The 24207-nt window shown below is 63.3% G+C and carries 19 protein-coding genes and 1 pseudogene; 13 read left to right on the top strand and 7 right to left on the bottom strand.

Going from position 1 to position 24207, the window contains the following annotated elements; genetic code table 11:
- The coding region (locus tag ACLIRY_RS22925) for an Eco57I restriction-modification methylase domain-containing protein (protein ID WP_413207753.1) at nt 1-2739 on the bottom strand (2739 nt) is incomplete at its 3' end.
- 917 nt (nt 2740-3656) lie between these two features.
- Between ACLIRY_RS22925 and ACLIRY_RS22920 the strand changes: the two genes are divergently transcribed.
- Nucleotides 3657-4097: a helix-turn-helix domain-containing protein gene (locus ACLIRY_RS22920; protein WP_413207752.1), complete on the top strand. Its 441-nt coding sequence runs from the start codon at nt 3657-3659 to the stop codon at nt 4095-4097.
- On the opposite strand, the gene ACLIRY_RS22915 is transcribed toward ACLIRY_RS22920, so the two are convergent.
- Genes ACLIRY_RS22915 through ACLIRY_RS22905 form a run of 3 tightly spaced genes read right to left on the bottom strand, consistent with a single transcriptional unit; the run spans nt 4091 to nt 5522 of the window.
- Nucleotides 4091-4981: a helix-turn-helix transcriptional regulator gene (locus tag ACLIRY_RS22915; protein WP_413207751.1), complete on the bottom strand. Its 891-nt coding sequence runs from the start codon at nt 4979-4981 to the stop codon at nt 4091-4093. The two genes, ACLIRY_RS22920 and ACLIRY_RS22915, sit on opposite strands and share 7 nt — an antisense overlap.
- Before the next feature lie 46 nt (nt 4982-5027).
- Nucleotides 5028-5306: a hypothetical protein gene (locus tag ACLIRY_RS22910; RefSeq protein ID WP_413207750.1), complete on the bottom strand. Its 279-nt coding sequence runs from the start codon at nt 5304-5306 to the stop codon at nt 5028-5030.
- A 60-nt stretch (nt 5307-5366) separates the two neighbouring features.
- Entirely contained in the window at nt 5367-5522 is a 156-nt protein-coding gene (locus tag ACLIRY_RS22905; RefSeq protein ID WP_413207749.1) for a hypothetical protein, read from the bottom strand.
- 35 nt (nt 5523-5557) lie between these two features.
- Between ACLIRY_RS22905 and ACLIRY_RS22900 the strand changes: the two genes are divergently transcribed.
- From ACLIRY_RS22900 to ACLIRY_RS22850, 11 genes are all read left to right on the top strand, one after another.
- Nucleotides 5558-6130: a DUF2285 domain-containing protein gene (locus ACLIRY_RS22900; protein ID WP_413207748.1), complete on the top strand. Its 573-nt coding sequence runs from the start codon at nt 5558-5560 to the stop codon at nt 6128-6130.
- A 37-nt stretch (nt 6131-6167) separates the two neighbouring features.
- Nucleotides 6168-6674 (top strand): thermonuclease family protein, encoded by a 507-nt coding sequence (locus ACLIRY_RS22895; RefSeq protein ID WP_413207747.1) that lies wholly within the window; start codon nt 6168-6170, stop codon nt 6672-6674.
- A gap of 78 nt (nt 6675-6752) precedes the next feature.
- Nucleotides 6753-8738 carry a ParB/RepB/Spo0J family partition protein gene (locus ACLIRY_RS22890; RefSeq protein ID WP_413207746.1) on the top strand — a complete coding sequence of 662 codons (1986 nt, stop codon included), beginning with the start codon at nt 6753-6755 and terminating at the stop codon, nt 8736-8738.
- A 70-nt stretch (nt 8739-8808) separates the two neighbouring features.
- Nucleotides 8809-9432: an antitoxin of toxin-antitoxin stability system gene (locus ACLIRY_RS22885; protein WP_413207745.1), complete on the top strand. Its 624-nt coding sequence runs from the start codon at nt 8809-8811 to the stop codon at nt 9430-9432.
- Nucleotides 9433-9543: 111 nt separating this feature from the next.
- Complete coding sequence (locus ACLIRY_RS22880) at nt 9544-13812, top strand: strawberry notch-like NTP hydrolase domain-containing protein (RefSeq protein ID WP_413207744.1); 4269 nt, start codon at nt 9544-9546, stop codon at nt 13810-13812.
- 3 nt (nt 13813-13815) lie between these two features.
- Nucleotides 13816-14901: a toprim domain-containing protein gene (locus ACLIRY_RS22875; RefSeq protein ID WP_413207743.1), complete on the top strand. Its 1086-nt coding sequence runs from the start codon at nt 13816-13818 to the stop codon at nt 14899-14901.
- Between the two features lie 148 nt (nt 14902-15049).
- The gene (locus tag ACLIRY_RS22870; protein ID WP_413207742.1) at nt 15050-15973 is read left to right on the top strand and encodes a DUF2493 domain-containing protein; all 924 of its coding nucleotides are present in this window, start codon (nt 15050-15052) and stop codon (nt 15971-15973) included.
- 625 nt (nt 15974-16598) lie between these two features.
- Nucleotides 16599-16982 carry an IS66-like element accessory protein TnpA gene (gene tnpA, locus ACLIRY_RS22865; protein ID WP_413207741.1) on the top strand — a complete coding sequence of 128 codons (384 nt, stop codon included), beginning with the start codon at nt 16599-16601 and terminating at the stop codon, nt 16980-16982.
- Complete coding sequence (gene tnpB, locus ACLIRY_RS22860) at nt 16979-17326, top strand: IS66 family insertion sequence element accessory protein TnpB (protein WP_413207740.1); 348 nt, start codon at nt 16979-16981, stop codon at nt 17324-17326. The genes tnpA and tnpB overlap by 4 nt, the downstream gene beginning before the upstream one ends.
- A gap of 73 nt (nt 17327-17399) precedes the next feature.
- The gene (gene tnpC / locus ACLIRY_RS22855) at nt 17400-18953 is read left to right on the top strand and encodes an IS66 family transposase (RefSeq protein ID WP_413207754.1); all 1554 of its coding nucleotides are present in this window, start codon (nt 17400-17402) and stop codon (nt 18951-18953) included.
- The gene (locus ACLIRY_RS22850) at nt 18950-19615 is read left to right on the top strand and encodes a UPF0149 family protein (protein WP_413207739.1); all 666 of its coding nucleotides are present in this window, start codon (nt 18950-18952) and stop codon (nt 19613-19615) included. Before tnpC ends, ACLIRY_RS22850 begins: the two co-directional genes overlap by 4 nt.
- Nucleotides 19616-19834: 219 nt before the next feature.
- Here ACLIRY_RS22850 and ACLIRY_RS22845 read toward each other — a convergent pair whose 3' ends face one another.
- The 3 genes from ACLIRY_RS22845 to ACLIRY_RS22835 are packed head-to-tail and all read right to left on the bottom strand — an operon-like array spanning nt 19835 to nt 22812.
- Nucleotides 19835-21628 (bottom strand): DUF2326 domain-containing protein, encoded by a 1794-nt coding sequence (locus ACLIRY_RS22845; protein WP_413207738.1) that lies wholly within the window; start codon nt 21626-21628, stop codon nt 19835-19837.
- The gene (locus ACLIRY_RS22840; protein ID WP_413207737.1) at nt 21615-21863 is read right to left on the bottom strand and encodes an ABC-three component system middle component 8; all 249 of its coding nucleotides are present in this window, start codon (nt 21861-21863) and stop codon (nt 21615-21617) included. The genes ACLIRY_RS22845 and ACLIRY_RS22840 overlap by 14 nt, the downstream gene beginning before the upstream one ends.
- Nucleotides 21850-22812 carry an ABC-three component system protein gene (locus ACLIRY_RS22835; protein ID WP_413207736.1) on the bottom strand — a complete coding sequence of 321 codons (963 nt, stop codon included), beginning with the start codon at nt 22810-22812 and terminating at the stop codon, nt 21850-21852. Before ACLIRY_RS22835 ends, ACLIRY_RS22840 begins: the two co-directional genes overlap by 14 nt.
- A 213-nt stretch (nt 22813-23025) precedes the next feature.
- Between ACLIRY_RS22835 and ACLIRY_RS22830 the strand changes: the two are divergent.
- Nucleotides 23026-23180, top strand: a pseudogene (locus ACLIRY_RS22830) (IS481 family transposase); the annotation flags it as partial.
- Nucleotides 23181-24207 lie beyond the last annotated feature (1027 nt).

Genomic DNA, 24207 nt, shown 5'->3' with positions numbered 1-24207 from the left:
CCATGATCGCCAAACCGCATCCCTGAAAAACACCCCGTAATTTCTCACCCAGCCTCCATTATAACCTAACTCACTATTATCATTCACTCTTTCTAAGCTCAGCCGACTGCCCGGTGACTTTTCCGGGATGATCCGTTCTTTCGTGAAGTCATCGCAATAACCACAAGCGCGTGCTTCCCACCAGTAGTCTCCTTGGTCATCCCTGTGAAATAGGCCTTTCCCTTTGGCGTTTTCGTCATCGGCGGCATTTTTGAGATGGCTGTACAGGGCGGGATAGGAATTCCGGAAGAAGGTTTCTCCATCTTCGTCCCCACGGTGGGAATTGGTCCATCCGGAGGGGATGGATATCAACCAAAAACCCTGCCAATCGATGGTCCAGCGTTTGATGTCGCGACCGCGCAGCAACGGTGTCATGAATTCCACCGCTTGGGGGGCTTGTTCCACAATGCGGTTTCTGGTCATCGTGTTGATGATGAAGGCGGAGTTGTATCCGGTGGATATCCCTCGGTTCATTTCGACCCCCAAGTCCTGAAGGGCAATCCCTTTATTTATCAGTTTGTCTTGGATCGCGAAGAACATTGGGTCTTCCAGAAGAAAGACATCTCCGTCCAAACGGGTTTGCGCCATTCGTTCTTCCCGGTCACCGAAGACGTGATTCTCGATAACCAGGGTGCTGTCCGTCTCTGGGGGTGTTTTCTGGAATATCAGAATATTGGTTGAGACCGTGACATCGTCAAAAAGCGGCCTCCCGCCCAAATCGATCAACACTTTGATGGTTGTCCGATCCTTGAGGAAGGTCCGGAGAGGGCCTCCAAAGACATTTCTCAGCCAAGTGTTGGAGGAAATGTACCCAAGATAACCGCCCTTCCGCAGGATCTGATAGCCGAGGTCATGGAAGTAGACATACAGGTCCGCCGTGCCTTTCCAGGTCTCTGGGAAGCGGCCCTTCAGTTCGGGCTTCCAAGGGCGGATCAATCCGTGGCGCACATAGGGAGGGTTGCCGAGCACCACGTCGAACCCGCCCCGCCCCATGACTTCGGGAAACGCCTTGGCCCAATCGAAGGCCAGATCCCCGGCCAGGGCCGGGTCCGAGACGACGGCGTTGCCCGCGCGGATGGTGTGATTCAGGACGGGCAGGGTCTGGCCCCGCTCCGCCAGCTTGAGCCAGAGGGACAGGCGGGTGACCTCCGTGGCCTCGGGGCTCAGGTCGACTCCGTACAATACGGTCTGAACCATCTCCCGCGCCCAGTCGGTGAACAGGGGAGGGGCATCCAGGCGCGCGAGTTCCTTGTCGATCCGAACCCCCTCCGACGCGAGAGTATCGAACGTCTCGATCAGAAAGGCGCCGGAACCCACCGAGGGATCGACGATCCGCAGATCCTTCAGGCGCTGGCCATAGGCCCGCCAGAAGGCGAGATGGGTCTCGCGGGAGGTATTGCCCGGGGTGCCTCGCTCTTCTTCCGAGATCTCGGGCAGGGTCTCCCAGCCCAATTCGGCGCGTGCCTCTTTCAGGGTGGCGCCCACGGTCCGTTGAACAATATAGGAGGTCACCTCCTTCGGCGTGTAGTACGCGCCTTCGTCATGGCGCCGCCGGTCGCTCTCTGTGCCTTCCCCGCGGAGGCGGGCCTTCAGGGTCTCGATATCCGTGATGGACTGCTCGAATACCGTCCCCAGGATGTCCACCCGCAGGTCAGAGAGGAAGTCGTAATCGGCCAGCGTCTTGTAGGCCGTGAACAGGTCGTCGTCCAGGCGCAGGCCGTCCATCTCCGGGTTGGCCCTGAACAGGCTTCCGCCATAGGCCGGGATGGAAAGGGAGGGCTCTCCCCGTTCCAGGGCCCGGAACAAGCCCTGAAAGTTCCGCCAACGGGAGGCCGGGGTGAAGGCATTCTGGCTGTCGTAAGCCTTTTCGATCATCTCCCCGGGGATCAGCCCCAGATCTTCCAGGAAGGCGATGAAGACCAGCCGATCGACGATGGTCTGAGCCAGGGTTACCGCGCGCTCGATGGGGATCGACCCGTTGTTGCGTAGGATGCTTTCCGCCGTGGCGAGGCGCAGATCCCGAAAATCCCGGGAGAACTGACCGGAGATCCGGCGCAGTTCCTCCTCCCGCGCGGTATACAGTTCCGTCGTCACCGAGGGACCGGTCTCGGAGATCAAGTTGTCCCGGGACAGCAGGCGGAAAAAGAGTTTCAGGCGCTCGTCGTCGGTCGCCAGGGTGGTCAAATCGAAATGCAGGGCGTATTTCGAGGAGCCCTGGTGGTAGAGGCGGAGTTCCTGATAGTTGCTGACGATCACCCACTGGACGGCATCGAATTTGTGGGCATAGGAAAAGGCCTGATCCACGGGGGTGCGGCGATCCTGTTCCCGGTTCTGGCGCAAATCCAGGTCGGCGCCCGGTCCCTTCAATTCGATAACCGCCTGGACGTCTTCCTCGGATCGTTTGTCGCTGAAAAAGCCGAGAACGCCATCGGGGCGGGTCTTGTCGACGTCGGTGATGGTTTCGGACTGGATGGTCCAACGCCCGAAGCCATCCCGGCGCTTGGCGTAGCCCAGGGCCCGTTCGAACACCACCGTGAAGAAGTGCTCGTGCAGCTCCAATTCCGTCGGACGGTCTTTCTTGGGGAGGGAGAGGATCTGGGTGATCTCGGTCTGCCAGTCCCGCATGGCCTGGCGCTGGCTGTCCAGAGGCTCCACCCCATGGGCGAGGCGCTGCTGGTATGCGGTCGATAACAGGGTCAAGTCTTCGTTCCTGTACACTTGCGCGCGCCACGCCCTGCCAGAGGCACAGGGTCAGGGTCACGAGCACCAGGGCTGCACAAAAAGTCCGCTGAACTGTCATCGTCCGATCGGTTTCCCTTCCTTGAGACGGAATGCGCTCCTTGGCGGGCGCGCCCTGGGGCGGGCCTCACCATGGATGGTGGGATCAACTTATCGGAGCGGTCCTCTGTTTACTAGAAATGAAAGCCAGCGGTGCGGGAAACGGACCCTCGCGGTCATTCCGGAGGGGGAGGGCGGCCCAAGGCAGGGCCGGATCAGGTTGTGCGAATAAAAATGACTAAAGGTCATTGATGGGGCGTGAAAATTCGCCCGAGGCCTTGAAAGGTCGGGTCGTGACGAGGATTGCGGTGATTAATGCGATAGGTGGCTGTGGGAGCCCGGTTTGGAGCGGGAGAGAATGTCCGCTATTGGGCCATCAATTCGGCGTAGCGTCGATGAAGCAATGTCTTTTCAACATTAAATCGCAGAGTGTGCTTTCTCCCCACGGAAGTCAAGAGAATTGCGGGCTTCATTGGCCGTGCCAGCCCTTGTCGACGGACCAAACAGGCTCGCGATGAAGACGCCTTGGGGTTGCTTAATTTCTTCTGGGGTGTGTGGCTTTTGTGGTCCAACGGGCTGAAATACAACGATTTCAATCTTCCGCTTTTTCTTTCCCCCCAATGGGGATAGTGTCGGGCTGCGGTCTGTAAATCCAGATCGTGGGGCTTGATATCCCCAAAAGCAATGCGATTCGGCCATACTGGCCGGGTGGCCATGCCGCATGTCCAAGGCGCGAGCCCAAAGGGCATGGCGCCTGTGTGCATTGCTCCAGGATATCAACACCCGGCTGACAGCCGTCGGGATGCCCCAAGAACCTTTGGAACAAAGGGGCATGTACGATGGCTAAACGAAAAAACGGGCGCTGTACGGAGATCGATGTCGCTATTGGACAGCGGATCCGAACCCTGCGGCGGGTGCGGGGGATCACCCAAACCAAATTGGGAGAAGCCCTGGGCGTTTCCTTCCAGCAGATCCAGAAGTACGAGAAGGGCGTGAACACTCTGGGACCCAGCCAGTTGGTCCGGCTGTCCAGCTATTTCGACGTACCCGTCAGTCGCCTTTTCGATGGAATGGAGATCGACATCGACGGCAACGTGGTGACGAAGCCCGAGACCGAAAACGATCTGCACGAGCGCGTGTTGGAGGTTGCCTTCCGGATGAACGCCGTCCCGGACAGTGGTGTCCGGGATCGCCTGCTGGATCTGGTGGGTTCCCTGGCCGCGGCCCTAGCCGGTGACTTCACCTTGGTGCGGCGGCGGGGCAATCCGCCCCCTCAATGAAAGCCATGCTGTCTTCGGAATTCCTCCGGGCCGACGCCCAGATGTTTCCTGAAGACAAAGGCGAAATAGTTGGAACTGGAAAAGCCCAGGTCGTGAGCGATCTCCGTGATGCTCTCCCGGCTGGTCAGCAGGCGTTCCGTCGCCTTGTGGATCAGGCGTTCCTGGGCGTAGCGGCAGGGCGATTGGCCGAAGGTCTTTTTGAAGGCCCGGCTGAAATGGTGGCGGGACAAGCCCGCCTCCGCCGCGAGGGCGTCCAGACTCAGGCCCTCTCCCACATGAGCTTCGATGAACGCCAGAACGCGCCTTTGCTGGGCGGTGCCCAGCCCGCCTTTGGCCTGGATCCGAGGAACCTGGGTTTCTCCGAAGCTGGCCAGAAGGTGGCAGGCCAGGCTGGCGGAAATCCGCTCGGCGCAGCGCGTGATGTGATGCTCCCGGCGACCGATCTTGTCGTGGAGCGTGGACGTCAAATATCGAACAATCGTGTCGGATAAGGCGGCCCGTGGGGCGATCCGGGGCATGACCCCATCAAGGAATTCATCGGCGACCTTGGAGAGGAAGGCGGGGGAGAAGGTGATCACCGCGGCGGTTTGCGTGCCCGTCCAATGGAGTTGCACGGGCGTCATCGGGGGAAGGATATGGAACTGTCCGGTCTCCACCCGATGGTGGATGGGGGTTTGTTCGTCCAGATCTTGCCAGTCCAGGTCGAAGGGCGCGCCCGCGTGGCTGATCACCGCCAATTGGGTCGAGCCAAGGTAGGCCCGTGTCTCCGGTGGATGAAACCGATAGCGCCCGATGGTCACGCCATCAATCACCATGCGATCCATGAGGTCGACAAGGGGCGTTTTTGTCACCGCCGTGAAGTCGAGCAGAGTGGAGTCCGTCATTTCGAGTCCTCACCACAATCAGGCGCGTCCCATGAGATGCTCGTTTTTAGAGCTTTTCTTGAATGGAATGATTAAGAGTGGTGTGCCTTTTAATTGTGGCGTGGATTGGGCGAATGATACTTGTTGTATAGTGGTCAAAATTTTCGACAAATACTTTGAAATGCAAATCGGGGAAATCCTTCCATGATTTCGGCAATATCTCGAAAGCACTGACGGAGTGAATCCATCGATACTCGTCGATAGCGTGGAGCCCTTGACCTTCTTCCATGATGGGAAAGGGGGTGCCCCGCTGGTTTCCTTTTCCGCAAGTGAGGACCAATGCCATGGGCTCGAAAGAGAACGCGCCAGGCACTGGGGGGCATGCCGATTGGCGTGATGACGACCACTACACCGCCTTGGCCCGCTTGGATCGGGCATCCTGGGCACGGATCTGGTTCGAGCGGGATCCCAATGCCGTCGCGAAAGAGGCGGTCGGGTATCCCCGGCGGGGACGGCTCCCCCGCGTTGTCCAGGGTGGAGCCAGGGACCATTGGGCGGCCACCTTTCATCCCGGAACCGGGAAAAGCGACCCGGGACATGCTTTGGCATCCCGAGGTCAATCCCCTTGTCCTCGCCGTGGAGGCGGTCCCCGCAAGCGCGACCGACCCGGGCACCTTCGACCTCAGCGACGTCTTCGCCCTGACCACCGTCCTTCGCGCCGAAGGCGTGGAGCACGTCCTGTTCTCCGATGGAACGCGCACCCTGCAAATGGTCGTGACCTCGGGAAGCCTACTCGACGGTCCGGTCAGTCTGCGCATTCCTTTGGGGGGGCTTCTGCATCTGGGCGCGAAAATCGATGCCCTGGCGCGGCTCCATGCCTTGGCGCGCACCGGGCGTCTTCCCCCGAGCCTCTATCCCGCCGCTCGACGGGCGCGGCGCTGGATCGAGATGGTTCGGGCCTGGGATGGGGAAATGGCCGGGGCCAGCCGCCGGGAGATCGCGGAGGTGGTGTTTGGGGAAGGCGTGATCCGGGACCGATGGGAAGACGGCTATCGGGCGCGGACCCAGCGGCTGATTCGGGCGGCTCGGTCCATGGTTCAGGGTGGTTACTTGAGCCTGCTAGGCAACGAGCCAGAGGGAGGAGGGAAGGGGCGGTCCCCGCCGAAGTGAAAGAGAGGGCGGGGGAAACGCGAAAAGGAGACCGGCCATGTTCGCCCCTACCCGCATAACAGCCGTCATCGGCGTCCTGTTCTTCGCCGTCCTTGCCTTCTGGCCCGCCCTGGACAAGGAGCACAAGGGCCCCGCCCGGGTCATCGACGCCGACACCCTGGAGATCGCGGGGGAGCGCCACCGCCTCTATGGCGTCGACGCCGTCGAAAAGGATCAGATTTGCACGAGAAAGGACGGAACAACGTGGCCCTGCGGCCAGGAGGCGGTGGCTGCCCTGACCGCCTTCTTGGAGGGGAGGACCGTCAATTGCGACGTCTGGCAGGGAGACACCCGGGATACCTATGGTCGGTTTATTTCCGTCTGCTACAGCGGCGCCGACGATCTGGCCACCTGGGTCGCCCGTGAGGGGTGGGCCGTGGCGGATCCGAACGCCAACCGGCTCTACAACTACACCAGCGATGCCCGGATGGCGAAATTCCTGCGCAAGGGCATCTGGACCGGAACCTTCGATCCTCCGGCCGTCTGGCGGGAGGCCCACGGCTAGAGGAAGAGGGGGGACGGACCCCGTGACGCGGAAGAAGGGGAGAGAGAGGCTTTCCCCGCCCCGTCACGGAGAACCGACATGGCACGGAGCCCCAAAATCACCCTCTCCCGGGCCCGGGACATTCCCTTCGACAAGCTGGTGCCCAGCGAGCGCAACGTCCGCCGGGTGCGGGCGGGTGTGTCCATCGAAACCCTGGCCGAGGACATTGCCCGGCGCACCCTCCTGCAGGGCCTGAGTGTCCGCCCGATCCCCGATCGGGAGGGCTTTTTCGAGGTCCAGGCCGGGGGCCGCCGCTACCGGGCCCTGGAACTGCTGGTCAAACAGCGGCGCTTGACCAGGACAGCCCCCATTCCCTGTATCGTCCGGGAGGAGGGGCTGGTGGAGGAAGACAGCCTCGCGGAAAACACCCAGCGGGTGGCCCTGCATCCCCTCGACCAGTTCCGGGCCTTCCAGGCCTTGGTGGACCAGGGGCTGGGCGAGGAGGAGATCGCCGCCCGCTTTTTCGTCACGCCGACGGTGGTGCGCCAGCGGCTGAAACTGGCGTCCGTCTCCCCCAAGCTGCTGGACCTCTACGCCGAGGACCAGATGTCCCTGGAACAGTTGATGGCCTTTACCCTGGTGGACGACCACGTCCGCCAGGAAGAGGCCTGGGAGACGGTTCGGGGAAGCTATAACCAGGAACCCTATACCCTGCGCCGGCTGCTCACCGGAAACGCCATCCGCGCCTCGGACAAGCGGGCGCTGTTCATCGGCATGGACGCCTACGAGGCCGCCGGGGGCGTAGTCTTGCGGGACCTGTTCGACCAACGGGAGGACGGCTGGTTCCAGGATCCGGTGCTGCTGGAACGATTGGTCTCCGACAAGCTCACCGCCGAGGCGGAAACCGTGAAGGTCGAGGGGTGGAAGTGGGTGCGGGCCGTGCCCGATCTGCCCTATGGCTTCGCCGCCGGGCACCGCCGGTTGACGGGGGAGGTGAAACCGCTCTCCACGGAAAGCCTGTCCCGGCGGGATGCCCTCCGCGTCGAGCGGGACGAGATCGAGGCCCGCTACGCCGAGAGCGGCGAGCCCCTCCCCGATGACATCGACCGCCGCATCGGGGAAATCCAGGCGGAGTTGGAATCCATCGAGGACCAGCCGGTCCTCTATGCGCCCGAGGACATCGCCCGGGCGGGTGTCTTCCTGGGGATTGATCCCGATGGCGGGCTCCGGATCGAGCGCGGTTACGTCCGTCCCGAGGACGAGGAGACGGCGAAATCGGAAACCGGGGGCGAAGCGGATCATCCGATGACCGGGTCCGAGATCACCGGTCAGGTGGAGGCGTCAACGGATGAACCCGAGGAGGACGGCATCAAACCCCTCTCCGAGCGGTTGATCATGGAACTGACGGCCCATCGCACCCTGGCCCTGCGGGACGCCCTGGCCGAGGACCCGGCCATGGCCCTGATCGCCGTGCTCCATGCCATGGCCCACCAGGCCTTCTATCGGTACGCCACGGAAAGCTGCCTGGAGATTGCCTGGAAGAGCACCGGCTTCTCCGTCCAGGGATCGGGCCTGAGCGACAGTCCCTCGGTCCGGGCCATCGAGGCGCGCCACGCCAATTGGGAGCGCCAGCTTCCACCCGAACCGGAGATGCTCTGGGAATTCCTCTGTGGCATCGACCACGACAGTCGCATGGCGCTCTTCGCCCATTGCGCCGCCCTGACCGTGAACGCGGTGCACGAACCCTGGAACAAGGTGCGGGGGCGACGGCGTCATGCCGACCAACTGGCCTGTGCCCTGTCCCTGGACATGACCGCCGCCGGATGGCGCCCCACCGTGGACAGCTACCTGGGCCGCGTGCCCAAGGCGCGGATCCTGGAGGCGGTGACCGAGGCCAAGGGCGAAGCCGCTGCCCAACTGATCGACCACCTCAAGAAATCGGACATGGCCGAACAGGCGGAACGGCTCCTGGTCGATACGGGCTGGCTCCCCGAACCCCTGCGCACCCGGGGGCTCGAACCGGAGGCCACCGCTGAACCGGAGAGTGCCGCCCTTCCGGCCTTCCTCACCGACGCCGCCGAATAGGCGGTCCGCCTTTCCCTTCCACCCAAGGCCCGGCCTCGTGCCGGGCCTTTTCCGTTCCGGGAGCATGCCCATGCCCAGGACCATCCAAACACGGGTCTTCACCCTCGACGAACTCTCCGATACCGCCCGGGAAGTGGCCCGGGCTTGGTACCACGATGGCGGTTTCGATTACGATTGGTGGGATGCCGTTTATGACGACTTCCGCCGGATCTGCGACCTGATCGGTATCACCTTGAACAGCCGCCCCGTGCCTCTGATGGGCGGGGGCACCCGGCGCGATCCCTGCATCTGGTTCCGGGGCTTTGGGAGCCAGGGGGATGGCGCCGCCTTCGAGGGGCACTACCAGTATCTCCGGGGTAGCGTCGCCAAGATCACGGCCTACGCGCCCAAGGACCAGGATCTCCAGGATATCGTCCGACGGCTCGCCGCTATCCAGCGCCGGAACTTCTACGCGCTCGAGGCCACCATTGAGGCGCGCGGGTCTTCCCATATGCGCATCGCGGTCGAGCGGGAAGACGCGGTTTTGACCGTCGGCGCCGAAGACGACGCGACCGAGGCCCTCCGGGACCTGGCCCATTGGCTCCATGGCCGGTTGGAGGCGGAATACGCCTTCCTGACATCCGACGAAGTGGTGGACGAAGCTATCCTCGCCAACGGCTACACCTTCACCGAAACGGGGGAGCGGTTCGGGTGACGGGTGTGGGCTCTGGAAGAGGAAGAGGGTGTTCCGGGACGGATGAACCGGGATGGGGAGAGAGAGCCTCCGGCCGGTTCGATCCGATCCGCTCTCCCGGAGTCATCCACCATGACCGTCGACTTCCCCTCGGTGGCCCCCGCCGCCGTGTCCCTCCGCGCGCCCGAGGACCGGGCCACCCGCATCCTGGCCGCCGCGTCTCCCATTCTCGCCGCCCTGGAAGGCGGCAAACCCCTTTCACATTCCATCCTGCGTGACGCGCTCTCTGGCGCCTTCCAGGGGACGGACGCCGAGGGCGCCTGGTCCTGGAAGGACGCCTACGAGGCCTGCGAGGTCGCCCAGGTGCTCTTCCTTCGCAAGTATGGCCGGGCCATGCGGGACCGCGCGCCCGGTCCGGAGGCCCTGCTCGCCATGTTCACCCGCTTGGCCGACCTGATCCCGACCCAGACCCGACGCACGGGGGAAAGTCAGGCTTTCCAGCAGTTCTCCACGCCGCTCCCCCTGGCCTTCGTCGCCGCCCAGGCCGCGGGCATCGGGTCCGAGGATGTGGTGCTGGAGCCCTCGGCGGGGACGGGCATGCTCGCCCTGTTCGCCGAGCTGTCCGGCGCCCGCCTGGTGCTCAACGAAGCCGCCGACACCCGCGCGGCTCTCTTGCGTCTCCTGTTCCCCGACGCACCCGTCTCCACCCACGATGCCGCCACCATTGACGACCGTTTGGCCGAGGAGGTCCGGCCTTCGGTGGTGCTCATGAACCCACCCTTTTCGGCGGCGCTGCATGTGGCGGGGCGGGTGGCCGGAGCCGATGTCCAGCATCTGCGCTCGGCCCTGGCCCGGCTTCCCGAGGGGGGACGTCTGGTGGCGATCACCGGGCACGATTTCCCTGTGGAGCGTTTCCCTGGGACGCGGTTCACCTGCGTGGTTGATGGGTCCATCTACGCCAAGCACGGAACCACCTTCGAGACCCGACTCACGGTCATCGACAAGGGTGCCGAAGCGAGTGACGTGGAGGCCTGTCCCACCGCGGGAACCGTCATCGACCTGCTCACTCAAGTGCTCACCCATCTGCCGTCGCGTGGGACCGTTGCCGGTCCGGTGTCCGTGGGGACTGTCGCCGTTACTCGGCTAAAGACCGTCGTAACATCTTCCTCTCCGAAGGCCCGGCCCATTGCACCTTCTTCCGCTCCCGAAGCCGTGGAACTTGCCTACGAGCCTGTCTCCTGGGAATCCAGCGAGGGTGCCGACCTCACCGATGCCCTCTACGAACCCTATGCCCTCCAGTCGATCCGCATCCCCGGTGCCCGGCCCCATCCCACGCCCCTGGTGCAATCCGCCGCCATGGCCTCCGTCGCGCCGCCCCATCCCACCTATCGGCCCCATCTGCCCGCGCGTCTGGTGACGGAGGGTGTTCTCTCCGATGCCCAGCTCGAAAGCGTGATCCTCGCGGGCGAAGCCCATGCCCGTCCTCTGGCGGGGCACTGGCTGGCCGACGAACCCCTCGACACCCTCCATGCCGCTTCCGAGGACACGGAAGGAGCTCTCCAATTCCGAAGGGGCTGGTTCCTGGGGGACGGCACCGGTTGCGGCAAGGGCCGTCAGGTGGCGGCGATTATCCTCGACAACTGGATCAAGGGCCGCCGCAAGGCGCTCTGGATTTCCAAATCCGACAAGTTGATCGAGGACGCCCAGCGGGATTGGGCGGCTCTGGGCATGGAACGCCTGTTCGTCCAACCCCTCTCCCGCTTCAAACAGGGCACGCCCATCCGCCTCGCCGAAGGGATCCTCTTCTGTACCTATGCCACCCTGCGCTCCGCCGAGCGGGAGGGAAAGGCCTCTCGGTTGACGCAAGTCCGCGATTGGCTTGGCGCCGATTTCGACGGGGTGATCGTCTTCGATGAAGCCCATGCCCTGGCCAATGCCGCCGGTGGTCGGGGAGGGCGCGGCGATATCGCGCCCTCCCAGCAGGGTCGCGCCGGGCTGCGCCTGCAACGGGCCTTGCCCGATGCCCGGATCGTCTACGTCTCCGCCACCGGGGCCACGGACGTCCGCAATCTGGCCTATGCCGAGCGCCTGGGCCTCTGGGGTGGCGCCGACTTCCCCTTCGCCAACCGCGCCGAGTTCGTCCAGGCGGTGGAAGCGGGGGGCGTCGCCGCCATGGAGGTCCTGGCCCGCGACCTCAAGGCCCTGGGGCTGACCATGGCCCGCTCCCTGTCCTACGAAGGCGTCGAGGTGGAGATCGTCGAGCACATCCTCACCCCGCAACAGATCGCCATCTATGACGCCTATGCCGAGGCCTTCCAGGTGATCCACCAGAACCTGGACGCCGCCCTGGAGGCTTCCAACATCACCAGCACCAGCGGCACCCTGAACGGTCAGGCCAAGTCCGCCGCCCGGTCCGCCTTCGAGAGCGCCAAGCAGCGTTTCTTCTCCCACCTGCTCACCAGCATGAAATGCCAGACCCTGATCCGGAGCGTCGAGGCGGACCTAGTCGCTGGCCACGCCGCGGTGATCCAACTGGTTTCCACCGGCGAGGCGGTGATGGAGCGAAAACTGTCGGACATCCCCGCCGAGGAGTGGGCCGACTTGACCATCGATCTCTCGCCCCGGGAGATCGTCGGCGCCTATCTGGACCACGCCTTCCCCACCCAGCTCTACGAGCCCTATTCCGACGAGGAGGGGAACCTGCATTCCCGCCCGGCCTTCGACACCGAGGGAAACCCGGTCCTCTGCCGCGAGGCCGTCGCCGCCCGGGACGCCCTGGTCGAGCGGCTGGCCCTGCTCGATCCCGTCCCCGGCGCCCTGGACCGCATCGTCCAGCATTTCGGCACGGAGGCCGTTGCCGAGGTCACGGGGCGCTCCCGCCGGGTCGTCCGGAAGCAAGATCGTCTTTGCGTCGAAACCCGCCCCCCGTCGGCGAACCTGTCCGAGACCCAGGCCTTCATGGACGACGACAAGCGCATCCTGGTCTTCTCCGACGCGGGCGGGACCGGACGGTCCTACCACGCCGACCGGGGCGCAAAAAACCAGCGCCTTCGCGTCCACTACCTGCTGGAGGCCGGGTGGAAGGCCGATACCGCCATCCAGGGCCTGGGCCGGTCGAACCGCACCAATCAGGCCCAGCCGCCCCTGTTCCGGCCCATCGCCACCACGGTGAAAGCGGAGAAGCGCTTCCTCTCCACCATCGCCCGGCGGCTGGACACCCTGGGCGCCATCACCCGGGGCCAACGGCAGACGGGCGGGCAGGGGCTCTTTCGGGCCGAGGACAATCTGGAGGGCGAGCAGGCCCGCGCCGCCCTCCGCCAGTTCTATGCCCTGCTGGTCCGGGGCGAGATCGCGGGCTGCTCGCTGACCCGCTTCGAGGAGGCGACGGGCCTTTCCCTCACCTACGAAGGCACCATCAAGGACGATTTGCCGCCGATCACCACTTTCCTGAACCGCCTGCTGGCCCTGCCCATCGCCTTGCAGAACACCCTGTTCACGGCCTTCGAGGAGATCCTGTCGACCCGGGTGGAGGCCGCCATCGCCGCCGGCATCCAGGACCAGGGCCTGGAGACGATCCATGCCGAGAGTCTGATCGTCACCGACCGCCGGGTGGTCTGGACCCACGACAGCGGCGCCGAAACCCGGTTGTTCACCATCGACCGCAAGGATCGCAACAGGCCGATGTCCACGGTGGAGGCCCTTTCCGTGGATCGGGGGCACCCCATGGTCAACAGCCGCTCGGGCCGGGCGGCGATCCGAACCTCGGCGCCCAGTCTGGTCCACGAAGATGGCAGCGTGGAACGCCGCGTTCGCCTGATCCGGCCCATGCAGCGCGACACCCTCTCCGTCGAGGCCTTCGCTTCCAGCCATTGGAAGGACGCGGATCTTGACGAATTCCGCGCCGCCTGGGAGGGAGAACTGGCCGATATTCCCGAGTTCACCACCTCCACCTTCCATCTGGTGACGGGGCTCCTCCTCCCCATCTGGCGCCGTCTGCCGGACACCAATGCCCGGGTCTATCGGCTTCAGAGCGATGAGGGCGAGCGGGTGATCGGTCGTGTGCTCACGGCGGTGGAAGCGGACGCCCTTTGCCGAAACCTGGGCATCGACGCGCCGACGCTGTCCACCGGGGAAGCCTGGGATCTGTTGCTTGAGGGCAAGGTGACGGTACACCTCGCCGACGGTCTGTCCCTGCGCCGGGTGCGGGTGATGAACGACAACCGCGTCGAACTGTCCGGCTTCACTTCGGGCATGGTCGAGGCCCTGAAGGCCCGGGGCCTGTTCGGCGAGATCATCTCCTGCAAGATGCGGCTCTTCGTCCCCGTGGGCGAAGCGGGGCGGTCCATCCTCGAAAGCGTGGTGGACCGCTGGCCGGTCATCGACCTGACCGACCGGGGATGACCCATGTCCCGCGCGAGCGATCTGGCGCGCGGCCTCGGCGCCCGAGCCGAGGCCGTCTGCCGCCATTACCTCTCCAACGGACGACGCCAGGGCCGCTATTGGATCGTCGGCGATGTCCACAATACGCCGGGTGGCAGTCTCTATGTCCGCCTGATTGGGGACCGGGCTGGGCAATGGACGGATGCGGCGACCTCGGAACATGGCGATCTCCTGGACCTGATCGCCATGAACCGGGGTCTCGCCTTCCGGGCCACCCTGGACGAAGCCCGCCACTTCCTCGGCCAACCCTGGTCAGAGCCAGAGCGGCTTCCCCCCGCCCGCCAAGGCTCCTCCGAGGCGGCCTGTCGCCTCTTCGCGGCCTCCGTCCCCATCCGGGGCACCCTGGCGGAGCGCTATCTGGCCCGGCGCGGCATTCTCTTGCCCGACCCCTTGGATGCCCTGCGGTTCCACCCCCGGTGCTACCGGCGCGGTCCCTCGGGCCGGGAGAGCGGTCCGGCCCTGATCGCCGCCGTCACCGATCTTGGGGGCCGGATCACGGGGCTCCACAGGACGTTCCTCGACCCGGATGGCGGCAAGGCGGCCATCGAGCACCCCCGCCGGGCCATGGGCTTTCTCCTGGGACAGGCGGTGCGCTTCGGGCCCGTGACCCATGTCCTCGTGGCGGCGGAGGGGCTCGAAACGGCCCTGTCGCTCAAACTCGGGATGCCTGGGTTGCCGGTGGCCGCCGCCCTGTCGTCCGCCCACCTCGCCGCCCTGATCTGGCCGCGCTCCCTGCGCCGCCTCTATGTGGCCATCGACCGGGACAGAGCGGGATCCTTGGCCTGGGACCGTCTGCGGGAGCGTGCTCGCGCCGTCGGGATCGACTGCCGCCCCCTGGTCCCCCGGGCAAAGGATTTCAACGCCGATCTCCTGACCCTGGGGCCGGATCGGCTCCGCTCCTGGCTCGCCGAGCAACTGGCCGAGGAGGAGACCGCCGCCTGTCTCCATCCATGCGGGGTCGACACCGGAGGCGGGGAGGGGGGAGCAGGGAAAGCCACGGCCTCTCCGTGGTCCGAGAGGGGCCGCGCCCCGGCCTTGTCACGAGGGTGATCTGCCGGAGGCAGGCCGGGCCGCAACGGCTCCGCCGTCCTCCACTGCGTTTCGGCCCTTTTGGGTGCGGCCCGGCCTTGCGCCCCCGGCGGGCGATCCCCGACAAGGCCGCGAGTGGTGCGGCCTCCGGAAAACCGGGAGAGCCCCCATGACCACCCCCTTCACCGACCTCCCCGAACCGCCCCACGGCGCCTCGCCCACCGCCCATCTGCTGGAGGAACTCCAGCTCTACGGCCACCGTCCCCTGGCCGACGAGCCCGATCCCCGTCCCCTGCCGGACGCCGAACAGGCCGCCGCTGGGATCGGCGCGGCCATGGAAAACCTCGCCGCCCTGCTGACCGACACGCGGCTGGAGGACGACCTCGACGACCTGCTCTGGAACGTCGTCAACGTCTTCCACCGCAAGATTTCCAGCCTGGACCGCCTGCTCGACGACAACGAGCAGGCCCAGCGGCGCGCCCAGGGCGACCAGGACGGCAGCGAGGTGAAATCCGTCGAACTGGAGCGTCTGACCGCCCAGGGCCTTTCCCTCATCGAGCGCCGCAACGCCTTCGAGGCCTTCCGCGAGACCGCCGCCGAGCACCATAGCGCGCTCACCGGCTCCGTCTGGTTGCCCCGCGTGGGCTCCCGGACCAACCGCCGGACCCTCACGGCGGCGATGATCGACAGCCGCGACTACATCGCCGCCAAACGCCGCGCCGAGATCGAACCCCTGACCCCGCCGGGCCCCCGTGTCGCCTTCACCGGCGGCGTCGAATGCAACGACCACGCCCGCATCTGGGAGGCCCTGGACAGGACCCGCGCCCGCCATCCGGAGATGGTGCTGATCCACGGCGGCTCCCCCAAGGGCGCCGAGCGCATCGCCGCCCTCTGGGCCGACAATCGCGGTGTTCCGCAGATCGCCTTCAAGCCCGATTGGACCCGCCACAAGACCGCCGCCCCCTTCAAGCGCAACGACCGCATGCTGGAGGAAATGCCCATCGGAGTGGTTGCTTTCCCCGGATCGGGGATCTCCCGCAACCTCGCCGACAAGGCTCGGGGCATGGGGATTCCTGTCTGGGCGGTGGGGTGAGGGGGGGGGCTGCTTGATATTGGCTCACTGGATAACGTTTGATGTGGGCCGGGAGCGGAATGACAGCTATCGAGCGCGAAGGCAGGAAGGCTGACGATGCTATTGGTGAGGTGATTCGGTAGAGGAGGCGTAAGGCTGGGGGCCTGGCCTCCATGGTGTTGAAAATCGCAAGCCAATCTCGGATGATTTGGCGCGCAGCCAATAGCTGAACAAGGAATCCCTCCTCATGCTGCCCGCTACTGACGAGGAAAAGGCGGACGTCGTCACGTACTACCTCGCAATCACCCGGCGCAGAGGTCTCCTTCCTGCAAAAGGTGTACGCCGAAGCGATCCTTGGTCATCGCCACGACGTCTGGGATATGCATGCAAGTGATGGCCGTTGGTGGGTGATTACCAATCCGGCCAACCTGTACTCGCAGGACCAATTTCCCAATATGGACCTCGCAGTCACATTCCATATGGGGCCGAGGTTGCGTTCCAACTGCTGAACCTGACGCGACAACCGGTCGAGGCGGCGGATGAACGCGGCTTCCTGCAGTCAGCGCGTAAGCGTCGCTTGACGGCTACCTTGTTTGGCTAAGCACGCCCTTGCTTACTGTGCCTTTGCACGGGAGGGTATGCGCTTATGGCCCACGAATGCAGTTTGACGCCTACAGGGCGTCGTCGTTGGACAGGGGAGGTGAAGCGTCGGCTGGTCGAGGAAGTTGTGGTGAGTGGGCTGTCGGTCTCGGTTGTCGCCCAACGCCATGGGATTCATCCCAGTGTCCTCGGTCGGTGGTATCGCGCCCTTGGTCCCGCCGGGAAGAAAGCCGCTTCCGATCCGACACTGGTTCCTGTCCGCGTCTTGGAGCCCCCGGCGCCGGAGGCTCCATCGTCGTGGCCCTCCATTGAAACGCGGTCCCCTTCCGTGATCGAAATCCACTTGTCCAACGGATCCAAGGTGATCGTTCCGGAGGACATTCCGTTGGATCGATTGCGGGACCTGCTTTCCGTGGTGGCCGGTCGATGATCTCCGTGCCGCCGGGCATGCGGGTTTATCTGGCGAGTGGCCATGTGGACATGCGCAAGGGCATGCAGGGGTTGTCCGCGCTGGTCCAGACGGATCTGGGGAAGGATCCCTTCGCGGGCCATCTGTTTGTCTTCCGGGGGCGACGGGGCGATCTGCTCAAGATCCTGGCCTGGGACGGACAGGGCTTTTGCCTGTTCAGCAAACGCCTGGAGCGGGGCCGGTTCGTCTGGCCCCGGGCCGAGGGCGGCGTGGTTTCGCTCACGTCGGCCCAGCTTTCAATGCTGCTCGAGGGGATCGACTGGCGCATGCCCCACCGCACCTGGCGGCCCGAAACGGTGGGGTGATGTCGTCGGGAATCTTGTTGAAGAATCGGCGGAATTCCGGGCTTTTCCCCGGGTGATGCGGTATACTTCGGCCATGCTCGAAAGCCCCTCCGATCTTCCCGATGACATCGCCAGCTTGCGCGCCATCATCGCCGCCCAAGCGGCGGAATTGAAGGATCGCACCCTGGAAGTGGAGCGACTGAAAATCCAGCTCGCCCGGCTGAAGCGGATGGCTTTTGGGCGGTCTTCCGAGAAGATTACCCGCGACATCGAGCAGTTGGAACTGGCCCTGGAGGATCTGGAGGCAGAAGCCGCCGATGCCTCTCCCGAGGAGGAGGCAGGCTCCACGGCGCCGGAAACCGACGGGGAGACGGTCCCCGCCAAGACCCGGCGCCCGCGCCGCGTGCTGCCCGAGGATCTGCCCCGGGAGGAGATCCGCCACGAACCCGATGGAACCTGCGCCCAGTGCGGCGGCGCCATGCGCCAAGTGAGCGAGGACGTCACCGAGATCCTGGATTACGTCCCCGGTCATTTCCGGGTGATCCGCCACGTGCGTCCAGCCCTGTCCTGCCGGACCTGCGAAAGCATGGTCCAGGCGCCCATGCCCTCCCTGCCGGTATACCGGGGGCTGCCCTCGCCGGGCTTGCTGGCCCAGGTGCTCGTCTCGAAATATTGTGATCACCTTCCCCTGTACCGCCAAAGCCAGATCCATGCCCGGGAAGGCCTCACCCTGGAACGTTCCCTGCTGGCGGGCTGGGTGGGCCAAAGCGCGAGCCTGATGGCGCCCCTGGTCGACGCCATTGGTCGCCATGTCCTGGCCGGGGATCATATCCATGCCGATGATACTCCCATCCCGGTTCTCGCGCCGGGCACCGGCAAGACGCGCCAGGCCCGGCAATGGGTGTATCTCCGGGATGAACGCCCCCATGGCGGCCCGGCGCCTCCGGCGGTGCTCTACCGCTACACACCCGACAGAAAAGGCGAACACCCCCAGGGCGAACTGAAGGATTTCCGGGGATGCCTTCACGCCGACGGCTACCCTGGCTTCAACAAACTGTATGAACCAGACGCGGAGGGGAACGCCCCTGTCCGGGAGGTGGCCTGTTGGGCCCATGTCCGGCGCAAGATCCACGACGTCCACGCGGCCACCTCCTCGCCCCTTGCCCGTGATGGCCTGGAGCGGATCGGTAAGCTGTTCGACGTGGAGCGCGCCGTCATGGGCAAGCCGCCGGATATCCGCCGCGCCACCCGCCAGGAGAAAAGCCTGCCGCTGCTCGAAGACCTGCGCGTCTTCTTTGAAACCTCCCTGCGTCGCCTGCCCGGTAAGGGAAAGCTGGCCGAGGCCATGCGCTATGCCTTGAACCGCTGGGAGGCCCTGATCCGCCATGCCGAGGATGGCCGATGCGAGATCAGCAACAACGCCGCCGAACGGGCCATCCGGCCCCTGACCCTGGGCCGGAAAAACTGGCTCTTTGCTGGATCCGACGCGGGCGGACATCGGGCCGCGGCCCTCTATTCCCTGATCGAAACCGCCAAACTCAATGGCATCGAGCCCAGGGCCTACCTCACCACCGTCCTGGACCTCATCGCCGATCATCCCATCAATCGGATCGACGATCTCCTGCCTTGGGGAAAGATTTTCCAATGACCGGACTGACGAAAGATCTCCAACTGCTCGATGATTTCCTGCTGAGTGAAGCGGTCCATGAAGACGCGATGCTTCTGAGTGAATTGGACGGCTACCTCGCGGGGATCATCGTCTGTCCCGAGATGATCCTACTCAGCGAATGGCTCCCCTTGATCTGGGGGGAGGAAGAACCGGTTTACGATGACCTGGAGCAAGCCGAAAAAGTCACCGGCATCCTGATGAAGCATTACAACACCATCATCAGCCAACTCAACCGGAACCGCTATCAGCCCATATACGACGTGGATATCGACAACGTCGTGCTCTGGGAAACATGGATTGAAGGATTCTGGCAAGCCACGCGTCTACGACCGACCGCCTGGAAAGATTTCGCCATGGCTCACGGAGACAATGAGGATGTCCAACGGGCCTTGTTTATTCTTGGACGGTTGGCGCAATTCACCATCCCAGGCGAAGCGGAAGTACCCAAGGATTTCGATGCCGAACTGGAGGACGCGGCGGCGGATTTGATCCCTCTCCATGTCCAAATCCTGCATCATGCCCGCCTGGATTGGAAAGACGCCCCTTCCCCATTTTCAAAGACTTCAGCCAGAAAAGTAGGCCGAAATGATCCATGCCCCTGTGGATCCGGCAAGAAATTCAAAAAATGCTGTATGAACTGAAATACCCCAAATCAAGGTAGTCCTCAGGCCACGCTTACGTCAGCGCCGTTGGGCGACAGGAAGGAGGCGACGGCGGCTTGACGCTGTCCGAGCGGGAGAGTTTGCGGCGCTCGGCCAACGCGCAGCATCGCCGGGCATCGGGAGGACCATCCCGTTCGGCGCCGATAACGCTTGACCTGCGGACTTATCGGCGATGGCGTTGTCCTGTGATGAGGATCTCTACCAAGGCCTCATTCTGAAGAGGCGGCCATCGTTACCCTCGTCGTGAAGGAGGAGGACGATCTCGGACGGATCAAAGATCGGGACATCATCGTCGAGTGGCGGCAGGTCCGAATCGATGAGGGTGATGATCGATTGCAGCCCGAGCGTGGAGTAGCGCCGGATCACTCCAAGCAGATTCACTTTCTTTCGATCGTCCAAGGATTCGAGTACGCCATCATGAAAGGCGAAGCACGGAAACGCATCGTCCAGATGGGCGCGCAACACCGCGAGGTCGAAGGCGATGCACAGGAGTTTCTTATAGCTGAACCCACGGTCGGCACTGGTGGCAATGCCCGTGTCATCAAGCAACTCCGCGCGGAAGTCCAGGTGGCCTTGTTGATTGACCACGACACTGAGCAGGGCCTTCTGATCGATAACCTCTTCGACGATCTCGTTGAAAAACAGGCGGACGCGTGAGAACAGGCTGTCCTCATCCGCATTCCTGGCCTCGACATCGGCCTCGATCAGCGCCTCCAGGTGTGTCTTTTCCTCGGTCAAGCTGCGGATGTCGCTCCGAAGCTGCTGAAGACGGTGGACGAATTCACGCTGTCGTTCGAGCCCCTCGATGTCGGCCCGCAGGGTCACCAGTTCGTTGGACAGATGCTTGTATTTGGCGAATGAGTCGGTGCTGCTGAGGAAGGCCAGCATGTCGGATCGGCGTTTGCCGAGTGTGTTCAACTCCGCATTGACCGTCTTGAGTTCCGCCTCGATCTCGGCGCGTTCCTCGATCAAATAGCCGCGCCGCTCGTCGGTGATCGCCTTGTTGAAAGCGATCAACTGCTGGAAATCGCGCTTGATCTGGCCCGCGAAGAGCACGCCCGCTTCGCGGAACAATTCGCTCGCTGCCTCCGGATCGAAGAGGATCTGGTCCTCATCAAGCGAAGCGATCACCTTCTTACGGTTCTGGGTCAGCGAGTAGCGACGCTGGTTGAGGACGGCGATCCGCTCATCGATCTGGTCGACGAGCTGCTTGGTGTCCGCTTTGTCCTGACTCCGAAAATCGAATGCGTCGAGGAGCTGCTGCTTTTTCTGAACCTCTTGGCGTTTGAGCAGGAGAAGCCCGTCGATCTTGCCGGCGTCTTCGATCTCACCACCCAGTTCCTGGCGGACCGTGGCCGCCTTCTGCTCGGCCTCCTTGAGCTTGTCTTCCTTGTCGTAATGCCGGGTGATCAGATCGGCGTCGAAACCAAGGATATGGGCAAGGAAGGGTTTCCAATCGGCGTGCGCGTTCGCAAACCGCCGAAGCTGGAAGACATCGCGGAAATCTTCTTGGGATCGGAGAAAATACCCCAATCCTTTCCGGTAATGCCAAGGTTTCAGCGCCCGCCAGTCGAGCAAGCTGTCGAGTAAGTCCTTGGCGCGGTCGAAGGGGACATCGACATGATCCCATTCGAGGTCGGGCAGTGTCGAGAAATCTTGATGCCGGGCTCTGTGCTTCTTGAAGGAGATCTTCGATGCTTCAGCGACACTGCGGCGAACCGTGACGTAGGTTCCGTCGAGCAATTCGATCTCAAGGAAGAAGACAAATTCCCCAAAACGGTCGAGATGCTTGAACAGAAAGAACTTGGCGTCCCGGCCGGCGAGGAAGCCGAAATCGATCAGGCGGCCAAGCGTCGTCTTCCCCAGGTTATGGGTGTCAAGGTCACGATTCTCCGGTCGTCGGATTTCCGCGAGGACGACGTTGAGTTCGGGTTTGAACTCGACCGGTGCAAACATCGCCGGCCGGTTGGAATAAAGCTTAGAGGGCTTCATTCTGGCCTACATATTCGATGGCGTCGGTCTTGGGATGATATTCGATCAGCCCAAGCAGATAGAGGAAGTTGAGCGATGGCAAGAACAGCACATCACCTCCGACCACGGCTTTGCGCACATAGGTGCGCAGAGCGCCATACTCGCACAGACGATGGGCGCGCAGTCGGGTGAGCAGCAGCAACGCCACGTTGACGACGGTGCGGTCAGGATGAGCATGCTTGCTAGGCTTCAGCATCGGCAACCTCCCCGATGTCGCAGTTCCAGTACATATAAAACAGGATAGCGCGGGTCAGGCGCTTGTGCTGACGTTGGCGCAGAATGGGGTCACGCTGGAACAGAAGGTCGAGCAAATATTCCATCACCGCGTCAAAATTCTGGAATCCCTTGCGTTTCGAGATGATCTTCATCTGGAACTCCTCGGTTGTCGCTTCATACGATTTGAGAATTTCCAGATTTTCAGGTGCGGCCAGGAACGCCCGTATCTGCGCGGTATCCTTCAAATAACGTTTGCGGAGTTCCCTCGCATATTCGGGAGTCATGTTGTTGAGGACGCTCTTCTGTTCGTAAGAGGTCCGCTCGCCGGGCGGCGTATCGAGGACCGACGACAGATCAGCCTCGTGGCTGGCAATCGCCTGGACGACGATTGCCAACTCGTCGGGTGACACGATGAGCGGAGAGTCGACCGGATCAAGGTCGGCCAGTGCGGCGACTTCTGGGAATTGCCTCAAATAAAGTTCAAGCTGCTCGACTCCGCAAAGGTAGATAGAGTCTTCCGGAAGACCGCATTCCTTCGCAATGTGGCTGGTGATGTTCTGATCGGCATTCCCGGCCAAACGGCGGTTGGCGAACAGCATGTAGTGATCGAGTTGGCTTCCCTTGCGGAGCTTTGCGATCCGCGGCACTTCCTTGCCGATCACCGTGTCGTTCGAATTCGGGCTGTGGAAGTCCGCTTCACCGAAATGCCGATTATAGCCGTTGGTGTGCTTGGCCTGGATGATGATCGTTCCGCTCCAGGGTGCGGCTTTGCTTGGGTGTAGTTCCGCCGTGCCGACGAATTTCGCGTCTCGGCCACCATCCGGTCCCTTGGCGAAGCCCTTCACCGACAGGCCGAGCAACCGCTGGCACAGCAGCACGATCAGCGTCTCGAACTGATCTTCGCTCAGGTCCTCATAGGCGAATTTCATACCGGGCGTCCATAGGGTTTGATGTCGATGACCGGAGACCGTCAAAACTGCGTCATTTTGCAGGTAACATATGGGCTCGCCAGCAGGGAGCAAGGATCGTAGTGGCGCAGATCGCCGTTGGCAAGGAGGCCGTTGCGCTGATCGGAGCGCCGGAATCTGTGCGGTCCCGGAGTGTGATGGTGCAATCTTGACCCGTCAGGGGGAGGATGCACTATGGCAGGAATACTTCACGGCAGCGCCCGCACGACGCCGCGTGTTCGAGCCGAGCTCCAAGCGTCGAAAGATAGTACCCGGTCCCTTGCTGAGCAATATGGCTGAATCCGAAGACCGTCGCCAAGTGGCGCAAGCGCGGTACGATCGAGGGTGCGCGCCCCGCTATCCATCACGCCCGGGCGCAAGGTCTGAGCGTGCGTCCCGCCGCAGCGAATGCGGTATGCTTGGCGGTATGCTTGGCGCTCTGCTATGATGTACTTATAACTACGGAGTTCACCAAAACAACAATTTGCATTGGCCGCGAAGCAGGAATCCGGGGTGCACCCCAATGTGACTATCTTCGGGTCCACCCACCAACCTCCCCTTTGACGATCCACCGTACAAAATAGGCGGCAAATCTTGGTTGTTGGCAATGCAATAAATCTCACTTTTAGTTGCGGGCGGCGCGTGGGAGAATGTCGGCTCCAGGGTCGCAGATGAATGCGCTGAATGACGTAACCTGGGCGCAAAGGGGACAATCCAGCTCCGCAAAGAACAGGTTTCGGGCGTCCACGTGGGGTATCCCCGCGTGCCGGGCCGTCGTGAATCGAGCCCACTTCGTGGTCTCGCTCTTTCGGGTTTCCGTCCCTGACGCAACAGGGAAAATACGTCGGCACGGATCGGTTGGATCAACGATGGGGCGTTAGTTGGGCGCGCTCTGATGACGCATTCGGAGAAGGCGCGGAACACGGTATCCTGAGCGGGAAAGAGAGGTGTCTCCATCGTTGGTTCCTGCTTTCCTCGGACCATTGGTGGGTTGAGACACATCGGTGGTATCGATCCGGAAGCCGGGTATGCGCGACTCGCTTTTGAACGAATGATCCCGCCAGCACCTCCACCGTTCCCATCACCGCACCGGGATTGGCGGTAGGGTAGGGCGCTCCGGGGTCCGTCTAACTAGACGGGAATAACGCGCCTGGAACCCACTCCGGCTTCGGAAATCCCGGTCCCGCCAAATCCTCCCGCATGGTGGCTCTCGCGGCGAAATGGCCAGGGGATCCTTCATCGGCTTTTCCTCCGAGCGGTGTCCATCCCGGCATGTCTCTTTCACGCGTAAATCCCGCGCCGGTCCGTTCAACCCGCCCGTCCGGAGATATGTCCCCGCCTCCCTCCGGTCGGCTCCTCGCGGCCGCTTGCGCTGCA

The organism is Rhodospirillum sp. A1_3_36 (assembly GCF_047263945.1).
Taxonomy (GTDB): domain Bacteria; phylum Pseudomonadota; class Alphaproteobacteria; order Rhodospirillales; family Rhodospirillaceae; genus Rhodospirillum.
The sequence above is the reverse complement of the archived record's forward strand: the minus strand, read 5'-3'. Positions and strand labels throughout refer to the sequence as shown.